The organism is Burkholderia anthina (genome assembly GCF_902498995.1).
Lineage (GTDB): Bacteria > Pseudomonadota > Gammaproteobacteria > Burkholderiales > Burkholderiaceae > Burkholderia > Burkholderia anthina.
Genome location: NZ_CABVLY010000001.1, coordinates 107,753 through 128,898, shown reverse-complemented (window position 1 = coordinate 128,898; position 21,146 = coordinate 107,753). Strand labels below are relative to the sequence as shown.

17 protein-coding genes, 1 tRNA gene and 2 pseudogenes are annotated in these 21,146 nt (G+C 67.8%); 11 read left to right on the top strand and 9 right to left on the bottom strand.

All coding sequences use genetic code 11. The annotated features are described in order from the left end of the window. The first annotated feature begins 47 nt into the window (after window positions 1-47). Window positions 48-1,706: an MFS transporter gene (locus BME24068_RS00595; RefSeq protein WP_174924864.1), complete on the top strand. Its 1,659-nt coding sequence runs from the start codon at window positions 48-50 to the stop codon at window positions 1,704-1,706. A 124-nt stretch (window positions 1,707-1,830) separates the two neighbouring features. Next, window positions 1,831-1,907, top strand: a tRNA-Met gene (locus tag BME24068_RS00590). Window positions 1,908-2,017: 110 nt separating this feature from the next. Here BME24068_RS00590 and BME24068_RS00585 read toward each other — a convergent pair. Continuing rightward, the gene (locus tag BME24068_RS00585) at window positions 2,018-2,992 is read right to left on the bottom strand and encodes a LysR family transcriptional regulator (RefSeq protein ID WP_096507151.1); all 975 of its coding nucleotides are present in this window, start codon (window positions 2,990-2,992) and stop codon (window positions 2,018-2,020) included. Between the two features lie 197 nt (window positions 2,993-3,189). Beyond that, the gene (locus tag BME24068_RS00580) at window positions 3,190-4,158 is read right to left on the bottom strand and encodes a GlxA family transcriptional regulator (RefSeq protein WP_174924863.1); all 969 of its coding nucleotides are present in this window, start codon (window positions 4,156-4,158) and stop codon (window positions 3,190-3,192) included. A 117-nt stretch (window positions 4,159-4,275) separates the two neighbouring features. On the opposite strand from BME24068_RS00580, the gene BME24068_RS00575 reads away from it, so the two are divergent. Beyond that, window positions 4,276-4,959, top strand: a complete 684-nt coding sequence (locus BME24068_RS00575) for a DJ-1/PfpI family protein (RefSeq protein WP_096507149.1) — start codon at window positions 4,276-4,278, stop codon at window positions 4,957-4,959. Window positions 4,960-5,038: 79 nt separating this feature from the next. Beyond that, window positions 5,039-5,350, top strand: a complete 312-nt coding sequence (locus BME24068_RS00570; protein ID WP_096507148.1) for a cupin domain-containing protein — start codon at window positions 5,039-5,041, stop codon at window positions 5,348-5,350. A 9-nt stretch (window positions 5,351-5,359) separates the two neighbouring features. Here the strand turns inward: BME24068_RS00570 and BME24068_RS00565 are convergent, their stop codons facing one another. The 4 genes from BME24068_RS00565 to BME24068_RS00550 all read right to left on the bottom strand — a co-directional run bounded on the left by BME24068_RS00565 (window position 5,360) and on the right by BME24068_RS00550 (window position 9,913). Then, window positions 5,360-5,644: a PAAR domain-containing protein gene (locus BME24068_RS00565; protein WP_096507147.1), complete on the bottom strand. Its 285-nt coding sequence runs from the start codon at window positions 5,642-5,644 to the stop codon at window positions 5,360-5,362. Between the two features lie 134 nt (window positions 5,645-5,778). Beyond that, window positions 5,779-6,981, bottom strand: coding sequence for a porin (locus BME24068_RS00560; RefSeq protein WP_174924862.1), 1,203 nt, complete (start codon window positions 6,979-6,981; stop codon window positions 5,779-5,781). Window positions 6,982-7,095: 114 nt separating this feature from the next. Continuing rightward, window positions 7,096-8,568, bottom strand: a complete 1,473-nt coding sequence (locus BME24068_RS00555) for an amidase (RefSeq protein ID WP_174924861.1) — start codon at window positions 8,566-8,568, stop codon at window positions 7,096-7,098. Between the two features lie 28 nt (window positions 8,569-8,596). Beyond that, the gene (locus BME24068_RS00550; RefSeq protein WP_174924860.1) at window positions 8,597-9,913 is read right to left on the bottom strand and encodes an MFS transporter; all 1,317 of its coding nucleotides are present in this window, start codon (window positions 9,911-9,913) and stop codon (window positions 8,597-8,599) included. A 199-nt stretch (window positions 9,914-10,112) separates the two neighbouring features. On the opposite strand from BME24068_RS00550, the gene BME24068_RS00545 reads away from it, so the two are divergent. The 3 genes and pseudogenes from BME24068_RS00545 to BME24068_RS00535 all read left to right on the top strand — a co-directional run bounded on the left by BME24068_RS00545 (window position 10,113) and on the right by BME24068_RS00535 (window position 14,734). Continuing rightward, window positions 10,113-11,030 (top strand): LysR substrate-binding domain-containing protein, encoded by a 918-nt coding sequence (locus BME24068_RS00545; RefSeq protein WP_096507143.1) that lies wholly within the window; start codon window positions 10,113-10,115, stop codon window positions 11,028-11,030. Window positions 11,031-11,096: 66 nt separating this feature from the next. Continuing rightward, window positions 11,097-11,291, top strand: a pseudogene (locus tag BME24068_RS35465) (LysR family transcriptional regulator); the annotation flags it as partial. Window positions 11,292-11,638: 347 nt separating this feature from the next. Next, window positions 11,639-14,734 carry a biosynthetic peptidoglycan transglycosylase gene (locus BME24068_RS00535; protein ID WP_174924859.1) on the top strand — a complete coding sequence of 1,032 codons (3,096 nt, stop codon included), beginning with the start codon at window positions 11,639-11,641 and terminating at the stop codon, window positions 14,732-14,734. 60 nt (window positions 14,735-14,794) lie between these two features. On the opposite strand, the gene BME24068_RS00530 is transcribed toward BME24068_RS00535, so the two are convergent. Then, entirely contained in the window at window positions 14,795-15,142 is a 348-nt protein-coding gene (locus BME24068_RS00530; RefSeq protein ID WP_096507141.1) for a GFA family protein, read from the bottom strand. A gap of 154 nt (window positions 15,143-15,296) precedes the next feature. On the opposite strand from BME24068_RS00530, the pseudogene BME24068_RS00525 reads away from it, so the two are divergent. Next, window positions 15,297-15,556 (top strand): annotated as a pseudogene (locus tag BME24068_RS00525) (DUF1272 domain-containing protein). Window positions 15,557-15,578: 22 nt separating this feature from the next. Here BME24068_RS00525 and BME24068_RS00520 read toward each other — a convergent pair. Then, window positions 15,579-16,262: a FadR/GntR family transcriptional regulator gene (locus BME24068_RS00520; protein ID WP_420887555.1), complete on the bottom strand. Its 684-nt coding sequence runs from the start codon at window positions 16,260-16,262 to the stop codon at window positions 15,579-15,581. A 155-nt stretch (window positions 16,263-16,417) separates the two neighbouring features. On the opposite strand from BME24068_RS00520, the gene dgoD reads away from it, so the two are divergent. Further along, window positions 16,418-17,566: a galactonate dehydratase gene (dgoD, locus tag BME24068_RS00515; RefSeq protein WP_096507139.1), complete on the top strand. Its 1,149-nt coding sequence runs from the start codon at window positions 16,418-16,420 to the stop codon at window positions 17,564-17,566. Window positions 17,567-17,710: 144 nt separating this feature from the next. Here the strand turns inward: dgoD and BME24068_RS00510 are convergent, their stop codons facing one another. Continuing rightward, window positions 17,711-18,643: a CopD family protein gene (locus tag BME24068_RS00510; RefSeq protein WP_096507138.1), complete on the bottom strand. Its 933-nt coding sequence runs from the start codon at window positions 18,641-18,643 to the stop codon at window positions 17,711-17,713. Window positions 18,644-19,020: 377 nt separating this feature from the next. On the opposite strand from BME24068_RS00510, the gene BME24068_RS00505 reads away from it, so the two are divergent. Both BME24068_RS00505 and BME24068_RS00500 read left to right on the top strand, forming a co-directional pair. Further along, the gene (locus BME24068_RS00505) at window positions 19,021-19,782 is read left to right on the top strand and encodes a c-type cytochrome (protein WP_096507137.1); all 762 of its coding nucleotides are present in this window, start codon (window positions 19,021-19,023) and stop codon (window positions 19,780-19,782) included. Window positions 19,783-19,801: 19 nt separating this feature from the next. Beyond that, complete coding sequence (locus BME24068_RS00500; protein WP_174924858.1) at window positions 19,802-21,100, top strand: c-type cytochrome; 1,299 nt, start codon at window positions 19,802-19,804, stop codon at window positions 21,098-21,100. Window positions 21,101-21,146: the final 46 nt, after the last annotated feature.

Genomic DNA, 21,146 nt, shown 5'->3' with positions numbered 1-21,146 from the left:
CACCCAAGGCGGCCGCATATCTATATCAAGGGACTTGGAGACGATTCATGGCAACGTTAGGCGGGCAAATTTCGCACTCGCCGATGACGGGCGAAGAAAAGAAGGTGATCTTCGCATCGTCGCTCGGCACCGTGTTCGAGTGGTACGACTTTTACCTGGCCGGCTCGCTCGCGGCCTACATCAGCAAGAGCTTCTTCTCCGGGGTCAATCCGACCGCCGCGTTCATCTTCACGCTGCTCGGCTTCGCGGCCGGCTTCGCCGTACGACCGTTCGGCGCGATCGTGTTCGGCCGGCTCGGCGACCTCGTCGGCCGCAAGCACACGTTCCTCGTGACGATCGTGATCATGGGCATCTCGACGTTCGTGGTCGGCTTCCTGCCCGGCTACACGTCGATCGGCATCGCCGCTCCGGTGATCTTCATCGCGATGCGGCTGCTGCAGGGCCTCGCGCTCGGCGGCGAGTACGGCGGCGCGGCAACCTACGTCGCCGAACATGCACCGGCGAACCGGCGCGGCTTCTACACCGCGTGGATCCAGACGACCGCGACGCTCGGCCTGTTCCTGTCGCTGCTCGTGATCCTCGGCGTGCGCACCTTCATCGGCGAGGAAGCGTTCGGCAACTGGGGCTGGCGCGTGCCGTTCATCGCGTCGATCCTGCTGCTCGCGGTGTCGGTGTGGATCCGGATGCAGCTGAACGAATCGCCGGTGTTCCTGCGCATCAAGGCGGAAGGCAAGACGTCGAAGGCGCCGCTGACCGAAGCATTCGGCCAGTGGAAGAACCTGAAGATCGTGATCCTCGCGCTCGTCGGCCTGACCGCCGGCCAGGCCGTCGTCTGGTACACGGGCCAGTTCTACGCGCTGTTCTTCCTCACGCAGACGCTGAAGGTCGACGGCTCCAGCGCGAACATCCTGATCGCGCTCGCGCTCCTGATCGGCACGCCGTTCTTCCTGTTCTTCGGCTCGCTGTCGGACCGGATCGGCCGCAAGCCGATCATTCTCGCCGGCTGCCTGATCGCGGCGCTCACCTACTTCCCGCTGTTCAAGGCGCTCACGCACTACGCGAACCCGCAGCTCGAGCTCGCGACGCAGAAGTCGCCGATCACGGTCGTCGCCGACCCGGCCACCTGCTCGTTCCAGTTCAACCCGGTGGGCACGTCGAAGTTCACGAACTCGTGCGACATCGCGAAGGGCGCGCTTGCGAAGGCCGGCCTGAACTACGAGAACGTCGCGGCGCCGGCGGGCGCGACCGCCGAGATCAAGGTGGGCGACACGGTGATCCCGGCCTATGACGGCAAGGCGGCCGATGCGAAGGCGCAGGGCGCGGCGTTCGACAAGACACTCGCGTCGACGCTGAAGGCGGCAGGCTATCCGGCCAAGGCCGATCCGGCGCAGCTCAACTGGCCGATGACGATCGTGATCCTGACGATCCTCGTGATCTACGTGACGATGGTCTACGGCCCGATCGCCGCGATGCTGGTCGAGATGTTCCCGACGCGGATCCGCTATACGTCGATGTCGCTGCCGTACCACATCGGCAACGGCTGGTTCGGCGGTTTCCTGCCGGCGACCGCGTTCGCGATCGTCGCGGCGAAGGGCGACATCTACTCGGGGCTCTGGTATCCGATCGTGATCGCGCTGGTCACGTTCGTGATCGGCCTGCTGTTCGTCAAGGAGACGAAGGACTCCAATATCTACGCGCAGGATTGAGGCAGGATAGCGGGCGGCACCCCGCCCGCTATCCTGGCCCGAACGGGCCGCCGGCACTTTTTTTCAGGGAAGATGGAAAAAGGTGTTGACAGCCGGGCGGCACATCTACATAATTCAAGTCTTCGGCGAATTAGCTCAGTCGGTTAGAGCGACGGAATCATAATCCGCAGGTCCGGGGTTCGAGTCCCTGATTCGCCACCAAATGCGAAAAGCCGCTGTTCCGCAAGGATCAGCGGCTTTTTTCATTGTCTCATCCGGCGCAAGCGGGTATCGCGCGTCACCCGTCTTTCAGGTCACGCGCATGTTGCGCGCTATGCCACCACCGCCCCGCGCTGCGACTCAGGCACCTCCGCCCGCACCTTCCCTCGCCAGTTCTCCCCGCCTTCCAGCGCCGGCGTCGATTCGAACAACTCCGCGATCCAGTCCGCGAACACGCGCACCTTCTGCGACAGATGCCGGTTGTGCGGATACACGATCGAGATCGGCTTGGGTTTCGGATTGCAGTCGGGCAGCACTTCGACGAGCGAACCATCGAGCAGGTTCGGCAGCACCATGAACAGCGTCGGCTGGATCATCCCGAACCCTTCGAGCCCGCACGTCACGTACGCATCCGAATCGTTGACGGTCACGCTGCCGTTCATCCGCACCTCGACCGGCTTGCCCTCGATCATGAACACCCACGGAATCGCGCGCGCGCCGTGGCTCGCCCGGAAATTCACCGCATGGTGATCGGCGAGATCGGCGATCTCCTGCGGTTCGCCATGGCGCGCCAGATAGTCGGGCGACGCGCAGGTCACGCGCTTGAGCATCCCGATCCGCCGCGCGACCATCGACGAATCCTCGAGCGGCCCGACCCGGATCATGCAGTCGATGCCCTCCTCGACCGGATCGACGTAGCGGTCCGACAAGCCGAGATCGAGCGTGATGTCCGGATAGCGCTGCCGGAAGCGCGACAACTCGGGCAGCACGACGCGCCGCCCGAGCGAGCTCGGCATGTGTACGCGCAGCACGCCGCTCGGCTTGCGGTTGCCGGTCTGGAAACTCGCGTCGGCTTCCGCGATCTCCGAAATGATCTTCATGCAATGCTCGTAGTACGCGGCGCCCTCCGGCGTCAGCGACAGCCGGCGCGTCGTCCGGTGCATCAGGCGCACGCCGAGCAGCGCCTCGAGATTCTGGATGATGGTCGTTACCGACGCGCGCGGCATCGCGAGCGTGTCGGCCGCGCGCGTAAAGCTGTTCGCGTCGACCACGCGGGTGAAAACTTCCATTGCCTGGATGCGGTCCATGCTGCGCCCCCTTCGAATCGCCAACGAAACAGAATAGAGCGCGCCGCGGGCACGGCACAAGCCCCCGCCTATTGTTCTCCACTTCTGAATAGTCGCAGCGTTTCGGACTCGAAAGTGATCGACCTGCGTTCAGTTCGACACCGCAATCGTTCCGCCCCCGGCAATCGCACGCGGCCGCCAACGGCGCATCGGTGCCGTTACCGCACGAACCGCTCGCGATAGCCCTGCGGCGACACGCCAAGCACGCGCACGAAACTGCGCCGCAGCGTCTCTTCGGAACCAAAGCCGCAGCGCGTGGCAATTCGCTTGATGGGCCACGTGGTTTCACCGAGCAGACGCTGCGCAGCCTCGACGCGGATCTGCTCGACCGCGCGCGCCGGCGTGCGGCCGGTTTCGGCGCGATAGTGGCGCACGAAGCTGCGCTCGCTCATGCTGACGCGCTCGGCCAGCGCCGGCACCGACAGGTCGGCCGCCAGATGCTCGGCGATCCACGCATGCAGTTCGCCGAAGCGATCGTCGGTGCGCTGCATCGACAGCATCGCGCTGAACTGCGCCTGTCCGCCCGGCCGCTTCAGGAACACGACGAGTTCACGCGCGGCGTCGAGTGCGACCGCCCGCCCGAGATCCTCCTCGACGAGCGCGAGCGCGAGATCGATGCCGGCCGTCACGCCGGCCGACGTCCACAACGCGCCTTCGCGGATGAAGATCGGATCGGCTTCGACGCGCACGTTCGGGTAGCGCGCCGCGAATTCGTCGCAGCGCGCCCAGTGCGTGACCGCGCGCCGCCCGTCGAGCAAGCCGGCCTCGGCAAGCAGGAACGCGCCGGTGCAGACCGACGCGACACGTCGTGCGCGCTGCGCCTGCTGCCGGACCCAGCGCACCATCCGCGCATCCCGCGACGCCGCCTGCACACCCTTGCCGCCGGCCACGATCACCGTATCGGGCCGTCCGGCCGAGCGCAGCGAATCGGCCATCACGACGAGGCCGGACGACGTCTCGATCGGCCCCGCGTCGGCGGCGACGACGCGCGGCGCATACGGTGCGGGCTGGCCGCGCTCCTGCGCGAGCTCGTTGACGGAAGCGAACACCTGCAGCGGCCCGGTCACGTCGAGCAGTTGCGCACGGGGAAACGCGAGGACCAGGATCGAGCGTGGCGCAGCGGACATGGCGATTGGCTGAAAACGTGGGCGATATGGCAATTTCGCCAGACACTACGCGCCTAGAATCGATCTGTCCATCGTGCGCCGGCCGCGGCGCGTTCCCCTTCCATCCGGAGTGTTCGCATGACCCTGCATATCGGCCTTCTCGTGTTTCCGGGCGTCCAGCAACTCGATCTCACCGGCCCGCACGACGTGCTCGCGTCGCTGCCCGACGCGGCCGTCCATCTCGTCTGGAAATCGCGCGACACGGTCGCGTCGAGCAGCGGCCTCGCGCTCGCGCCGACCTGCACGTTCGACGACTGCCCGCCGCTCGACGTGATCTGCGTGCCCGGCGGAATCGGAATCAACGCGTTGCTGCTCGATGCCGAAACGATCGCGTTCGTGCAGCAGCGCGCGGCCACGGCGCGCTACGTGACGTCGGTCTGCACGGGCGCGCTGCTGCTCGGCGTGGCCGGCCTGCTGCGCGGACGCCGCGCAACGACGCACTGGACCTTTCATTCGCTGCTGGAGCCGCTCGGCGCGGTGCCCGTGCGCGAACGCGTGGTGCGCGACGGCAACCTGATCACCGGCGGCGGCGTGACGGCCGGCATCGACTTCGCATTGACGATCGCCGCCGAGCTGGCCGGCGACGAAGAGGCGCAGTCGATCCAGCTCGCGCTCGAATACGCGCCGGCGCCACCGTTCAATGCAGGCTCGCCGGATACCGCACCGGCATCGGTCCTGAAGCGCGTGACGGAACGCTCGGCGGCCGGTCTGGAGAAGCGCAGGCAGATCGTCGACGCCGCGTTGCGTGCGATGTCGCGCTGATCCCGAGCAAACGGCATCCCGCAGGCGGGCACCGTCCGTCCGCCTGCCTGTCGACGTATCAGCACGCAAGGATCCATCGATGAACATCGTCCGCAGTCGCGCGTTCACCGCGCAGCGCCCATGGGGTGCACTGGACATTGCGAACCTGAACGGCATCACGGTCCGTCTGCACTGGACCGATCAGCCGTACCGATGGCACGTGAACGACGGCGAGGAAGTGTTCGCGGTGCTCGACGGCCGTGTCGAGATGCGCTATCGAGAAGCGGGCATCGAGCATGCGGCGGTGCTCGAAACGGGAGACGTTTTCCATGCGACGGTCGGCACCGAACACGTCGCGCACCCGCTCGGCGAAGCGCGCATCCTCGTGATCGAGACCGAAGGCAGCGTCTGACGACGGGCTTCAGCCCGAGATGGTCCCCGTGCCCTGCGACGGGATCAGCTTCGGTTGCGGCGTGCACAGGCACTGGCACAGGTCGTGTTCGAGCGCGACGACCTTGCCCATCACGGTCATCGTCCGCTCGCCGCCGTCCGACACGATCACGCCCTGGGTCTTGCACGTGGCGCAGAACACCGGCGCGCCGAGATAGGCAAGCTCGCGGCCGTCGAACGACGAATTGGCGATTCCGTCGAGCACGACGCCGCCATGGTCGGTCGTGTCGCCCTTCAGAATGAATTTTCGGCTCATGTTCGGCTCTCCCTCGGAAACGCCGCGCAACGCAGCATCGGGCCGCGTGCGGGCAATCGGTATCCGCCCGTCGGTCGCGGGCGTTTCGCGAGGATATCACCGTGCGGCCGATCTCCACCGTCCGGCTCGGCACGTCAGAACTTGTGCCGCATGCCGATGCGCGCCTCCAGCTGCCGGTCGTTCGCGGACGCGCCCGGGCCGTTGATCGCCGCGACGGCCGCATACCCCGTCGAATCGGTGCCCGACGCGTGCTGATAGACGGCGGTCACATAGACGTCCGTACGCTTCGACAGGAAATAATCGAGCCCGGCCGCGACCTGATGATATGTCGCGCCGTCACGTCCGTTCACGCCGCCGCCGCGCGTGTAGTCGTACGCGACGCCGCCGAACAGATAGGGCGTGAACTGGTAGCGCACGCTCGCTTCGGCGTTGTTGAACACCGCGTTGCCGGACACGCCGCCCGGGTTCGGTCCGGACGACAGGTCGCCGAGCTGGCGGAACGACGTGTTCGTATACATCGCGCCGAGCGTCACCGCGCCAATCGCGTAGGTGCCGCCCACCGCCGCGACCTGCAGCGCGCGCGCCGATGCATAGCCCGAATACACCGGCGACAGCATGTTGTTGCCGGGCACGCCGCCCACGGTCGGCGCGGGGCTGCCGGTCGTGCCGAAGAACGACACGTTGGGGTTGCGCGCATTCAGGTAGCCGGCCGCCACCGCGAGCGGCCCGCGCGTATAGCCGACGGTCGCCGACCACACTTGGTCGCGCGTCGCCGCGCCCGCCACGCCGCCGATCCCGACCATCGCCGCAAAGCGGAACCCGCCGTAGTCGTTGCTCGTGAACTTGATCGCGTTGTTGGTCGAGTTCGCGTTGTTCACGTTGTCGAGGTCGCCGGGGTGCGCAACCATGTAGCCGCCGAACAGCGCGGCGGCCTCGAGCGGGCCGAGGAAGTCGACGTTGGTGTCGTACTGCCGGCCGAGCGTCACGGTGCCGAACGGCCCCGACAACCCGACGAACGCCTTCTTGCCGAAGATCAGCCCGCCCTGCCCGAGCTTGCCGGTGCTCGGATCGAACCCGTTCTCGAGCGTGAAGACCGCCGCCAGTCCGCCGCCGAGATCCTCGCTGCCGCGCAGCCCCCAGCGGCTTGCCTGCTGCACGCCGCCCAGCAACCGCAGCGCGGGCTTGCCGCTTACCGTGCCGTTCGCACCGGTCGACGCGACATTGCTCGTGTAGGTCAGCCCTTCATCGATAATGCCGTACAGCGTGACGCTGCTCTGTGCGTGCGCCGCACCCGCGATCAGCGCGACGCCCGCGCCTGCCAACAGCCGTTTTTTCATCGAGAGATCTCCATTGCGCGGGTCGAATGGCCAAACGCAGGCGTGCGCGCCCCCCGCAGGCGCGCGGCCTGCCGGCACGAACCGGAACGGTCCGGTGTCAGCCGGGAAAAATGGTCAGCGCAGTGCGTCGATGACGACGGGCGGCGGCGTCCAGCAACGGCCGGCCGCGACTTCGTACGCATGGCCGAGTTGCAGCACGCCCCAGTCGTCGCGGTAGCGGCCGACGATCTGCATGCCGATCGGCAAGCCGGTCGCGGAGAAGCCGCACGGCACCGACAGGATCGGCGCCTCGGTCGACGACAGCAGCCAGCACACGCGCATCCAGTCGATGTAGGAGGTATTCGCGATGCCGAGCACATCGGCGGGCGCGCGCAGCGCGGCGTCGAACGGCATCACCTGGGTCGTCGGCAGCACGTAGAACGCATGGCGCCGCATGAACGCGCGCATCCGTTCGAACAGGCGCGTCTTCGTCACGAACATGCGGCCGAGATCCGCGGCCGTGAGCGAGCGATGCAGCCGGTATTCGTCGAGGAGCTCGGGTTTCAGCGCCGCGCGCTGCCGCTCGTCGAAACCGTCGACCAGCGTGCCGATCATCCACGCGCGCTCGATCCGGAACACGTCCTCGGCTTCGGCGAGATCGGGGTCGTCGAATTCGACTTCGCAGCCGAGCGACGCGAATACGCGCGCCTGCGCGTCCACCGCGCGCCGGATCTCGGGATCGACCGGCACGCCGGGCAGACCGCGCGACATCGCGATCCGCGTGCCGCGGAAATCGCGTTCGAGCGGCTGCGCGAAGCGCGCGCCCGGCTCCGCGATTTCGGTCGCCGTTTCGCCGCTCGGCCCGGCGATCGCCGACAGCAGCAACGCGGTATCGGCGACATCGCGCGCCATCGGCCCGTCGACGCCGAGCGTCGCCCAGCCGTTGAGGTCCGGTGCACGCGGCACGCGGCCGGACGACGGCCGCAGCCCGACGACGTTGTTCCACGCGGCCGGGTTGCGCAGCGAGCCGCCCATGTCGCTGCCGCACGCGAGCGGATTCATCCCGCATGCGAGCGCGGCCGCCGCGCCGCCGCTGCTGCCGCCCGCGGAGCGCGTCAGGTCCCACGGATTGCGCGTGGTGCCGAACACCTCGTTGAACGTATGCGAGCCGGCGCCGAATTCCGGCGTGTTCGACTTGCCGATCATCAGCGCGCCGGCGCTCGCGCAGCGGCGCACGATCAGCGCGTCATGCTGCGGCACGTGATCGGCGAACAACGGCGAACCGAAGGTCGTGCGCACGCCGCGCGTCGCGGTCAGATCCTTCTGCGACACCGGCAGCCCGTGCAGCGGCCCCTGCCATTCGCCGCGCATCCAGCGCGCATCGAGCTCGCGCGCCCGGGCGCGCAGCGCATCGGGATCGACGAGGGTGACAAGCGCATTCACGCGCGGATTGACCGTCGCGATTCGCGCGAGATGCGCATCGAGCAGGTCGCACGCGCCGATCTGCCGGGACTTCAGCAGCTCGAGCATCGTGCGTGCGGGCAGGTCGCACAGGTCGCCGGCGGCGACGTCGGCAGGCGACGACGAAAACGGAACGGTAGTAGTCATGGGGCGAATGGAAGAATAAGAATAACGATCAGTCATCCTGATCGCTTCGGTCCGACGCAAACACGAGTGCGACGAGCGACAGCACACCGCAGACGATCACGTACCACGCCGGCGCGGCCGGATTGCCGGTCGTGCCGATCAGCCAGGTGACGATGAACTGCGCAAAGCCGCCGAAGATCGATACGCCGCCGGCATACGCGATCGACAGCGCGGTCGCACGCGTGCCCTTCGGAAACAGCTCCGCGAGGATCACGCCGTTCGCGCCGGCGTTGATCGAATGCAGCGCGGCGAGCAGCATCACGACGGCGTACATCGTCGCGATCGACGGCACCGCGCGGATCAGCCAGAAGCCCGGAAGGATCAGCACGGTCAGCGCCACGCGCGTCCACAGTGCGACACGCTTGCTGCCGACGCGGTCCGACAGGCGTCCGCCGATCGGCGCGGCGACGAACATCACCGCACCGGACAGGATCCCGCACCACAGCGCGGTATCCATCGGCAGGTGCAGCACCCGGATCGCGTACGTCGACATGTAATAGAGGACGATGAAGTGCGCGGCCGTGCCGCCGACCACGAGGCCGAGCGCGGTCAGCACCGCGCCGCCGTCGCGCCGCAGCACGGTGCCGAGCACCGCGGACGAGCGTCGCGCAGCGGCGGCCGGCGCATGCTGCTCGATCGCATTGAAGCGTGCGCGCAGATACAGGCCGACCGGCGCGATCAGCACACCGGCGAGAAACGGCACGCGCCAGCCCCACGATTCGAGCGCGGCCGGCTCGAGGAAATACGACAGCAGGAAGCCGACGAACGAGCCGGCCAGCGCCGCGGCGCCCTGGCTCGCGAATTGCCAGCTCGTGTAGTAGCCGCGTTCGCCGGGCGGCGCACGCTCGGCGAGCAGCGACGTCGATACGCCGACTTCGCCGCCGGCCGAAAAACCCTGCAGCAGCCGCGCGAGCACGACGAGCACGGGCGCCGCGACGCCGATCTGCGCATAGGTCGGCAGAATGCCGATCATCCCTGTGCCGAGCGCCATCGTGACGAGCGTGAGGTTCATGGCCGGCACGCGGCCGAAGCGGTCGGCCACGAGCCCGATCGCGACGCCGCCGAGCGGCCGCGCGATGAAGCCGACGCCGAACGTCGCGACCGACATCAGCAATTGCTGCTGCGCGGACGCGGCCGGAAAAAACAGTTTGCCGAGCAGCACCGCGAAGAAGCTGAACACGGTGAGATCGAAGAATTCGAGGCCGTTGCCGATCGTGATTGCGACGATCAGCTGGCGATTGGACGGGGATGCGGCAGCGTCGCCGACATGCCCGCCGAACATGCTGTCCGCTCGGGGCGCCTTCATGAAGGTGTGTCTCCGTACTGGTTGTGCGTGTCTGGTGCGCGGCCCGTTCGACGGCCTGCGCATGCAGTCTAGGCATTCAAAATACGCAGCCCGGAGCGACATTTTTCGATCGTGATAACGCATGGTTATCACGTGTTTTTCCCGCGCCGGCGCGGTGTAGGATACGAACGTCGCCACTGCTGCCGCGCCCCGCCACGCCGTGAAACATCACCAGCTCCGCGCGCTTGCCGCCATCGCCGAACACGGCAGCCTGCGCGCCGCCGCGCGCGCCATCCATTTGTCGCAGCCCGCGCTCACGAAGGCGATCCGCGAACTCGAGCAAGACCTCGGCGTGCCGCTCGTCACGCGCAACGCGCGCGGCGCGCAGCTCACGCGCTTCGGGCAGGCCGTCCATGCACGCGCGCGGCTGATCCTCGCGGAAATGCAGCATGCGCGCGACGACGTGATCCAGTTGTCGGGCGGCACGGAAGGCGCGCTCGCGTGCGCGTTGACGCCGCTGATGTCGCTCGGCTTCCTGCCGGCCGCGCTCGACGCATTCCGCCAGCGGATGCCGACGATCCGCCTGGACGTGCGCGAAGGCTTTCTCGACACGGCACTGCCGCGCCTGCGCGACGGCTCGCTCGATTTCGTGATCGCGATCGTCGATGCGACGCGGCTGTCGCCCGAATTCACGTTCCGGCCGCTGCTCGAATCGGAGCTGATCCTGATGACGCGCGCGAGCAATCCGCTGCGCCACTGCACGTCGCTCGCGCAGCTGCAGGATGCGCAGTGGGTGCTCAACACGTCGCCGGAAAGCATCGGCCGGTTGCTGCAGAACGTGTTCGTCGCGCACGGCTACCCGGCGCCGCAGCCGATCGTCGAATGCACGTCGTTCAGCGCGGCGTTCTCGCTGTCGGTGCACACCGACACCGTGTCGTGCGTGCCGAAGCACTTCATGGAAGTCGACTGGATACGCGAGCGGATGGTCACGATCGACGTGGAGGAGACGATTCCGGCCGTGTCGGCCGGCGTGCTCACGCGGCGCGATGCGCTGAACACGCTCGCATGCGACTACCTGATCCACTGCTTCGTCGAAGCCGTGCGCCGGTACGATCCCGCGAAGCTGCTGTGGCGATAGCGACGCGTTCCGTTCGAATCGAATCGAGCCGGATCGAATCGCACCTGCATTCCGCGAAAATTTGTCGATAATTTCGACCGCGTCGAGGAAACGATCGCGTCGCTGCGCCGCGAGCCGACCGGGTCGCTGACAATCGCCGCCCCCGTCATGTTCGGCATGCACGTGCCCGCCCCCGCGATCGATGCGTTCAAGACGCGGCATCCGGCCATCGTGTCGGAAGTCACGATCGTGGGTCGCCACGTCGACCTCGTATCGGAGGGCTCGACGCACCCGGGATGAATATCGCGCACCCGGGCCCGCGCCGTTTTCCGCGCAAGGCCGGCTCTTCGCCGATCACCTGATCGACCATTTCGTCAGGTGAATGAAGGGTGTAATCGCGCACCATTTCCCGGCATCGATCCGGCCCGTTGCGCACCTCCCCGCACGGCCGCAACGGCACGCCAACCGGGGCGCCGGCGGCTCCCGCCCCCTGCTTCGCGCGGCTCGGGCACACGTGTTGCGTCGGTGCATCTCCGTAGTGAACCGCTCTTGGCAGCCCGCGGTTGAGGACTAAACTAATCCTTAATGAGGGGCGCGGCCGGAGCCCGCGCCTTCAGGGAGACGCCGCCATGAATCGGCCGCTGAATCGCATCCTGCCGCGCGTGACCGGTAGTGCATCGGTCTGGACGTGGATCAAATGGTCTTTGCTGGCCGCGCTGGTGATCGCGATCGCGATCATTGCGCGCGTCGTACAGACCGAGATCGAGACGTCGCGCCTGCAGGCGCACTACCTGTCCGAACTCACCCGCGACATCGGCTACACCGTCGAGCCGGGGCCGAGCGACCATATCCGCTTCCCGGCGAACGGCCCGTACGACGCGCGGCTCGGCTATTCGATGATTCCGGTATTCCAGCAGCGCCTGCTCGCGCGCGGCTTCGTCGTCGGCCAGCAGGCGCGCGACTCCGACCGGATGCTGTCGCTCGCCGATCGCGGCCTGTTCCTGCCTTACGACGAGAAAGACCAGACCGGGCTGATGCTGTTCGACTCGACCGGCTCGCCGCTGTTCGCGACGGTGTTCCCGCAGCGCGTGTACGCGGATTTCGACACGGTGCCGCCCGTGGTCGCCAACTCGCTGATGTTCATCGAGGATCGCTACCTGCTCGACCCGACCCAGCCGAACCGCAATCCGGCAATCGACTGGGGCCGCTTCAGCCGCGCGCTCGCCGACCAGGCGATGCACGTCGTCAACCATCACCAGGCGCGCCCGGGCGGCAGCACGCTCGCCACGCAGATCGAGAAATTCCGCCATTCGCCGAACGGGCGCACCGCGACGCCGCCCGAGAAGCTGCGGCAGATCGCGTCCGCGTCGATCCTCGCGTACATGAACGGCCCGCAGACGATGCTCGCGCGCCGCACGGTCCTGGTGCGCTACCTGAACTCGGTGCCGCTCGCCGCGCGTCCGCACATCGGCGAAATCACCGGTATCGGCGACGGCCTGGCCGCCTGGTACGGGCGCGACTTCAACGACGTGAACCGCATCCTGTCCGCGCCGACCTCCGGCGACAACGTCGACGAACAGGGCAAGACGTTCCGCGAGGTGCTGTCGCTGATCATCGCGCAGCGCGCGCCGTCGTACTTCCTGAATCGCGGCTATCCGGCGCTGCAGAAGCTGACGGACAGCTATCTGCGGCTGCTGTCGAGCGGCGGCGTGATCTCGCCCGCGCTGCGCGATGCGGCGCTCGCCGCGCAAATCGAGCGCAGCGCGCCGCCGGCCGCCGCGCACGTGCAGTCGTTCGTGTCGCGCAAGGCCGTGACGTCGGCGCGCGCATCGCTGTTGTCGGTGCTCGGCATCAGCGACCTGTATCAGCTCGACCAGCTCGACCTGCAGGCGACCAGCACGCTCGACAACGGCGTGCAGCAGGCCGTCGCCCAACGGCTCGCGCAGGCGTCGACCCGCGACGGCGCGCAGGCGGCCGGCCTGTACGGCTTCGAGATGCTCGCGCCGAAGGACGATCCGTCGCACCTGACGTACAGCTTCACGCTGTACGAGCATCGCAACGGCGCGAACATGCTGCGCGTACAGACCGACAGCGTGAACGAGCCGTTCGACGTGAATCGCGGCGGGCGCATCAACCTCGGCTCGACCGCGAAGCTGCGCACGCTGATCACCTACCTGCAGATCATGTCCGACCTGCACGCACGCTACGCCGGCCTGTCGAACGCGCAGCTCGCGCAGGTGAAGCCCGATCCGGTCGACGCGCTGTCGCGCTGGGCGCTCGACTACCTGTCGCATACGCGCGACCGCTCGCTGCAGGCGATGCTCGACGCGGCGGTCGAGCGCAAGTACTCGGCGAGCCCCGACGTGTTCTACACAGGCGGCGGCGCGCAGGTGTTCTCGAACTTCGACAAGTCGGACAACGGCCGCATCATGACGCTGCACGCCGCGTTCGAGCATTCGGTCAACCTCGTGTTCGTGCGGCTGATGCGCGACATCGTCCATTACGAAATGCTGAAGGCGGCCGGCCCGTCGTCGTCATGGCTCGACGATCCCGAACAGCGCCGGCATTACCTCGCGCAGTTCGTCGACGGCGAAAGCCAGGTCTACGTGAAGCGCTACTACACGCGCTATGCGGGCAAGGCCCCCGACGACGCGCTCGCGCTGATGCTGCAGGACGTGCGCAAGTCGCCGCCGAAGATCGCGACGGTGCTGCGCAGCGTCGCGCCGAACGAATCGCTCGCGTGGTTCGATGCGCAGATGCGCGCGCAACTGAAGGGCACGCCGGCCGCGTCGCTGTCGGACGACGATCTCGCCGCGCTCTACGCGAAATACGCGATCGACCGCTTCAACCTGAACGACCGCGGCTATATCGCGAGCGTCCACCCGCTCGCGCTGTGGACGCTGAACTACCTGCGCGCGCACCCGGACGCACCGCTCGCCGACGTGCAGCGCGACAGCCACGACGCGCGCTTCTACACGTATTCGTGGCTGTACAAGACGCGCTACCACGCGACCCAGGATCGCCGCATCCGCCGCATGGTCGAGCTGCGGGCGTACGCGGAAATCACGAAGGCGTGGCGCGCGCTCGGCTATCCGTTCGCGAACGTCACGCCGTCGTATGCGGCCGCGATCGGCGCATCGGGCGACCAGCCCGACGCGCTCGCCAAACTGATCGGCCTGATCGCGGACCACGGCGAGAAGGCACCGACCGAGACGATCACGCGCCTGGACTTCGCGAAGGGCACGCCGTACGAAACGCGCTTCGTGCGCGCGGCCGCGCAACCGCAACCGACGCTGTCGCCGGAGATCGTCAACGTGTCGCGCACGCTATTGCGCGACGTCGTGCTCAGCGGCACCGGGCGGCGGCTTGCGGGCGGCCTCACGCTGCCCGACGGCAAGACGCTGGCGGTGTACGGCAAGACGGGGACGGGCGACCAGCGCTTCAACGTGTATGCGCGCGGCGCGCGGCTGATCGAGTCGCGCAAGGTCAATCGCAGCGGCACGTTCGTGTTCGTGCTCGGCGACCGCTTCTTCGGCGTGCTGACGGCGACCGCGCACGAGCCGTACGCGGCCCGCTACGACTTCACGAGCGCGATGGCCGTGCAGTTGCTGAAGTCGATGGCGCCGGCGCTCGCGCCGCTGATCGAGCGCCCGGCCGAGGCCGGCACGCGCACGACAGGCCCGGCGCCGCAGGCCGAAATGCCGGCGCCGGTCGAGCCGTCCTGACGGCAACGGGCACTCGCGCGACGACGCGCCGTCCGAGGCCGGCTCACGCTGCTGCCGGCGCTAGTGCGAGCGGCCGTCGAAGTGCGTGACAGGCAGCGCGTCGATATCGACATCCTCGAGGCATCGCACGTTGATCGCGGCCATTGCGGTGCCGTTCGGATGAGTGCCCTCGCCGAACGGGTGAATCCCGCAGCGCTTGCAGAAGCGATGCCGGATCACGTGCTTGTTGAACATGTAGGTCGCGAGGTTCTCGTCGGGCGTGAGCAGCTTCAGGTGCTCGCGCGGCACGAACCACATCAACGCACCCTTGCGCTGGCAGATCGAGCAGTTGCAGGCCATCACGCCCTGCAGGTCGCCTTCCGCCTCGAACTTCACGTCGCCGCAGTGACAGCTTCCGCGATAAAGCATGGTCGTCTCCCGAGGCAGCCCGTGCGCGTCGACGGCACCCCGGCGGGACACCGTTGGCCGGGCCGACTCAAGCGCGTACAGTAGCGCGCAGCCGCACCGTGCGCAATGTCCGGCGACGGCCGTCCCGAACCGCTCCGATCACGAGGAAACCGCCATGCTCGAACTGCGCCCCGGCTGCGAATGCTGCGACAAGGATCTGCCGCCCGATTCGGCGGAGGCACGTATTTGTACGTTTGAGTGTACGCGGGCGGCCAGCCTTTTTGCGCGAGCTGCGCCGACGACGTGCTGAAGGGCCGCTGCCCGAACTGCGGCGGCGATCTGGTCGCGCGCCCGCGCCGGCCGGCGAGCCTGCTCGCGAAATACCCGGCGTCGACGCAACGCGTGCTGAAGCCCGGCGGCTGCGCGAACGCCTGACGGCGCGCCGGCGCCGCGCCCGTCACGACATCTCGATCCGCGCGCGCGTCACCGCGAGCAGCGTCGTCATCGCGCGGCGCGCGCCGTCCTCGTCACGCACGCGGATCGCATCGCTGACGGCCGTGTGCTCGGCGAGCGACGCGTTGAACACGTGCGCGCGCCGCGCATTCAGATGCAGTTGCGCTTCCAGCGTGCGGTCGATCAGCGCGCCAAGCGGCACCAGCAGTTCGTTGCCGCCGGCCTCCAGCACGCTCAGGTGAAAGCGCAGGTCGGCGCGCACCCATTCGTCGATGTTGCGTGCGGCGGCCATCGCACGCACCGCGTCCTCGATCGCATCGAAGCCGCCCGGGCCATGTGCGCGCGCGGCCAGCGCGGCCGCGTGCGGCTCGATCATCTCGCGCATCTCCTGCAGCTTCAGCGCGAACGTGAGCGGCGGCGCGACGCGCGCATACCAGTCGAGCAGGTCGGCATCGAGCAGGTTCCACGCGCGGCGCGGCCGCACGCGCGTGCCGACCTTCGGCCGCGATTCGACGAGCCCCTTCGACGTCAGCGTGCGCAGCGCCTCGCGCAGCACCGTGCGGCTCACACCGAACATCTCCATCAGCTCGGGTTCCCTCGGCAGCAGCGATTCGGGCGGATAGTCGCCGCGCAAGATCGCGGTCGCAAGCTGGAAAGCCGTCTGTCCATGCAGGTCGCGTTGAATGATCGTTCTCCGTTGGCGGACGTGCCGCCGGTTGCCCACTATCTGCGCAATAATGCTATTAATACTATTTTTTATCCGCCTACGCTAGGATAACCGCAACGTACGCGACCGGCGCGGTACCCGCACGTCCGCGCCGGTCACTCCTGGAGACTCCCGACATGAAAATCACCCGCCTCGAAACCTTCGTCGTCCCGCCGCGCTGGCTGTTCCTCAAGATCGAAACGGACGAAGGGATCGTCGGCTGGGGCGAGCCGGTCGTCGAGGGTCGCGCGCACACGGTCGAGGCCGCCGTGCAAGAGCTCGCCGACTACCTCGTCGGCCGCGACCCGCTGCTGATCGAGGATCACTGGCAGGTCATGTATCGCGCCGGCTTCTACCGCGGCGGCCCGATCATGATGAGCGCGATCGCGGGCGTCGACCAGGCATTGTGGGACATCAAGGGCAAGCATCACGGCGTGCCCGTGCACGCGCTGCTGGGCGGCCAGGTACGCGACCGGATCAAGGTGTATTCGTGGATCGGCGGCGATCGCCCGAGCGACGTCGCGAACAATGCGCGCGCGGTGGTCGAGCGCGGCTTCAAGGCCGTGAAGATGAACGGCTCCGAGGAGCTGCAGATCGTCGACACCTACGACAAGGTCGAGCAGGTGATCGCGAACGTCTCGGCGGTGCGCGACGCGGTCGGCCCGCACGTCGGGATCGGCGTGGATTTCCACGGCCGCGTGCACAAGCCGATGGCGAAGGTGCTCGCGAAGGAACTGGACCCGTACAAGCTGATGTTCATCGAGGAACCGGTGCTGTCGGAGAACGCCGAGGCGCTGCGCGACATCGTCAACCAGACCAGCACGCCGATCGCGCTGGGCGAGCGGCTCTACTCGCGCTGGGACTTCAAGCACATCCTCGCCGGCGGCTACGTCGACATCATCCAGCCCGACGCATCGCATGCGGGCGGCATCACCGAGTGCCGCAAGATCGCGACGCTCGCGGAAAGCTACGACGTCGCGCTCGCGCTGCACTGCCCGCTTGGGCCCATCGCGCTCGCCGCGTGCCTGCAGCTCGATGCGGTCAGCTACAACGCGTTCATCCAGGAGCAGAGCCTCGGCATCCACTACAACCAGGGCAACGACCTGCTCGACTACCTGCGCAACCCGGAGGTGTTCCGCTACGAAGACGGCTTCGTCGCGATCCCGCAGGGCCCGGGGCTCGGCATCGACGTCAACGAGGAGAAGGTGCGCGAGATGGCGAAGACGGGCCACCGCTGGCGCAACCCGGTGTGGCGTCACGCGGACGGCAGCGTCGCCGAATGGTGAAAGCGGTGAAAGTGGCGAGACAAGCCGGATTGCGCGGCCGTCATGCCGCGCCGCCGGTTTCGAGATGGCCGCCCGACCAGGCGGCCGTTTTTGCGTGCGCGGCACGCGCGGGCCACGCCGCCGCGCACCGCGCCGGACGTACCGTCAGCCGAGCGCCGCGAAGCCCGGCACGCTGAACGACAGCACGGCGGCCGCGACGAACACGCCGATCATCGTCAGCGCTTCGAGATGCAGGATGTTGCGGAACGTGTGCGCATCCTCGGTCGACGCGGTGCGACGCAGGCGCGGCAGCGCGGAGAAGCGGTTCAGCCCGCCGAGCACGAGCGCGAGCACGACGAGCAGCAGCTTGAGCAACAGCACGCGGCCCCACGTGCTGCCGTCGAGCGGCGCGAGCGAGCCGCCGAGCCCGCGCAGCGCATTGAGCACGCCGGTGGCGAGCACGAACACGACCGCGATCATCGACGTGCGCGACAGGTGCTGGCCGACGCGGATCAGCGCGCCGCGCGCGACCGACGAGCCGAGCGCCGGCAGCACCGCGAGCCCGCCCGCGAGCACGAGGCCGCCCCACACCGCGGTGGCGAGCAGGTGCAGCGTCTGCACGCCGACCGCCGCGGACAGCGGGCCCGTGTCGGCCGCATGGCCGAGCGACGCCTTGCCGCCCGCGACCACGATCACCGCGAGCCACAGCACCGCATGCGCGAGCGGGCTGTCGGGCTTGGCCAGCGCGACGATCGCGAGCACCACGGCGCCGGCGAACGCGACGCTCCAGGCGAAGCCCGCATGGGTCTGCATGAGCACGACGGGAATCGCGGCGAACGCGCCGCCGAGCCCCGCGCCGCTCATCGACGCCGCCTCGTACACCAGCCAGCCGAGATCGGCGAGCACGAGCGCCAGCGCCGCCGCGACCAGCGAATGTTGCGCGCGCAGCCATGCGGGGTGCGACGGCGCGACGACCGGCCGCGCGCCGTCCTTGCCGAGCCACGCCTTGAGCAGCGCCGAGCCGACCGCCATCGCGAACGTTGCGTCCATCAGCGCCGCGAGCGCGACCTGCCCGATCCACAAGCTGTCGATCCTCATCGTGCGCGCCCTCCCGAGAACGGCTGGCCGGCGATGCGGCGGCAGGCGGAACAACGGCGGGAAGACGGCAACGGCATGGTAAAAAACGTCATCGATGATTCCGGAAACGGGAGAAATGACTGGATCTGCGGCGGAGGCGGCGCCGCGCGACCCGCGAGTGTACGGTCTTCGATGGTCAAAGCGCACGCCGGTTCACACTGCCGGCGCCCAAACCGCGTCAAATTGTCGCAAGTCGCAAACAGACAGGAACTGACGTCCTTTTGCCAAATAGCCGTCATTACCCATCGATGATAGAATGCCGCGTCGCAGCAGCCCGGCTGTCCTGCCGTCCACGCGCCGAGCCGATCGTAGCCCGGACAGGTCCCCGACGAATAAACATGGAGTCTCGTGTGTCTTCAAGACGCCTCTTCCGTCCGTTGCTCGCCGTTCTCTTGATCGGCAGCGCGGGCCTTATGAGCGCTGCCCAAGCGCAGACCAAGCCCGAGCAAGCGCACGCCCAGCAGGCGCCGCTCAAGGCACCCGATACGATGGCCGAGCGTGTGCGCGGCTGTACCGCATGTCACGGCGTTCACGGCCAGGGCACGGACAACGACTATTTCCCGCGGCTTGCCGGCAAGCCCGCCGAGTACCTGTACAACCAGCTCGTCAATTTCCGTGACGGCCGGCGCAAGTACCCGCCGATGAACTACCTGCTGACGTACCTGAACGACGATTACCTGAAGGAAATCGCCGAGCACTTCTCGGCCGAGCGTCCGCCGTACCCGGCGCCGGCCAAGCCGACGCTGCCGGCCGCCACGCTCGCGCGCGGCAAGCAGCTCGTCACGCAAGGCGACCCGTCCCGCAAGCTGCCGGCCTGCGTGGCCTGCCACGGCGCAGGGCTGACCGGCATGCAGCCGGCGATCCCGGGCCTCGTCGGCCTGCACGCCGACTACCTGAGCGCACAGCTCGGCGCATGGCGCTCGGGCAACCGCCACGCGAAGGCACCCGATTGCATGCACGAGATCGCGTCGAAGCTGTCCGACGAAGACGTGACGGCAGTGACCGCATGGCTTGCGGCTCAGCCGGCGCCCGCCAACCCCGTGCCGGCTCCGGCGCGTTCGATGAAGACTCCGCTCGCCTGCGGCAGCGAACCGCAATAAGGCAAGGGAGACAGACACAATGAAACGCAAGTCCCTGTTTGCACTCTCGGCTGCCGCCATCGTCGCGGCCGCCGCTCTCGTCCCGGTCCTGTGGCCGGGCAACGACACGCTGCACGGCGCTGCTGCCGTCGCGGCCACGCCGGCCGACCAGGCCGCGCTGATCAAGAAGGGCGAATACCTCGCGCGCGTCGGCGACTGTATCGCGTGCCACACCGTGCGCGGCGGCAAGTCGTTCGCGGGCGGCCTGCCGATGGCGACGCCGTTCGGCACGATGTACACGCCGAACATCACGCCGGACGACACCGACGGTATCGGCAAGTGGACATCGGACGACTTCTACCGCGCGATGCACACCGGCCGTTCGAAGGACGGCAGCCTGCTCTACCCGGGCTTCCCGTTCGCGAGCTACACGAAGGTCACGCGCGCCGATTCGGACGCGATCTACGCATACCTGCGTTCGGTCGCGCCGGTGTCGGTGCCGAGCCGCCCGCACGAACTGAAGTTCCCGTTCAACAACCGCAACCTGCTGATCGGCTGGCGCACGCTGTTCTTCAAGGAAGGCGAGTACAAGCCGGATCCGACGAAGTCGGTCGAATGGAACCGCGGCGCGTACCTCGTCGAAGGCCTCGGCCACTGCTCGATGTGCCACACGTCGATCAACATGATGGGCGGCCCGGTGACGGGGTCGGCGTTCGCCGGCGGCCTGATTCCGCTGCAGAACTGGTATGCGCCGTCGCTGACGAACGACAAGGAACTCGGCCTCGGCGACTGGCACGTGCAGGAGCTGTCCGACCTGCTGCAGGCCGGCGTGTCGAACAAGGGCGCGGTGTTCGGCCCGATGGCCGACGTCGTGCACAACAGCCTGCAGTACATGAGCGACGAAGATACGCGCGCCATGTCGACGTACCTGAAGTCGATCCCGCAGAAGGCTGAAGCGCCGAAAAATATGCAGTACGAGCCGTCGAAGCAGTTCGGCAATGCATTGTTCGACCAGGGCAAGAAGATCTACGCGGACAACTGCGCGACCTGTCACGCGGCAACGGGCTCGGGCAAGCCGCCGGCCTATCCGCCGCTGGCAGGCAACCATTCGATCGTGATGGAATCGGCAGTCAACCCGATCCGCATGGTGCTGAATGGCGGCTATCCGCCGAGCACGTTCAAGAATCCGCGTCCGTACGGGATGCCGCCGTTCGCACAGTCGCTGTCGAACCAGGAAGTCGCGGCAGTCGTCACGTATATCCGGATGTCGTGGGGCAACAACGGTACGCCGATCTCGCCGCAACAGGTGAGCGACCTGCGTTCCGCGCCGCTTGACTAAATAACGCGCGACACAGACGGGGGCGCGGCTGCGGGAAACCGCAGCC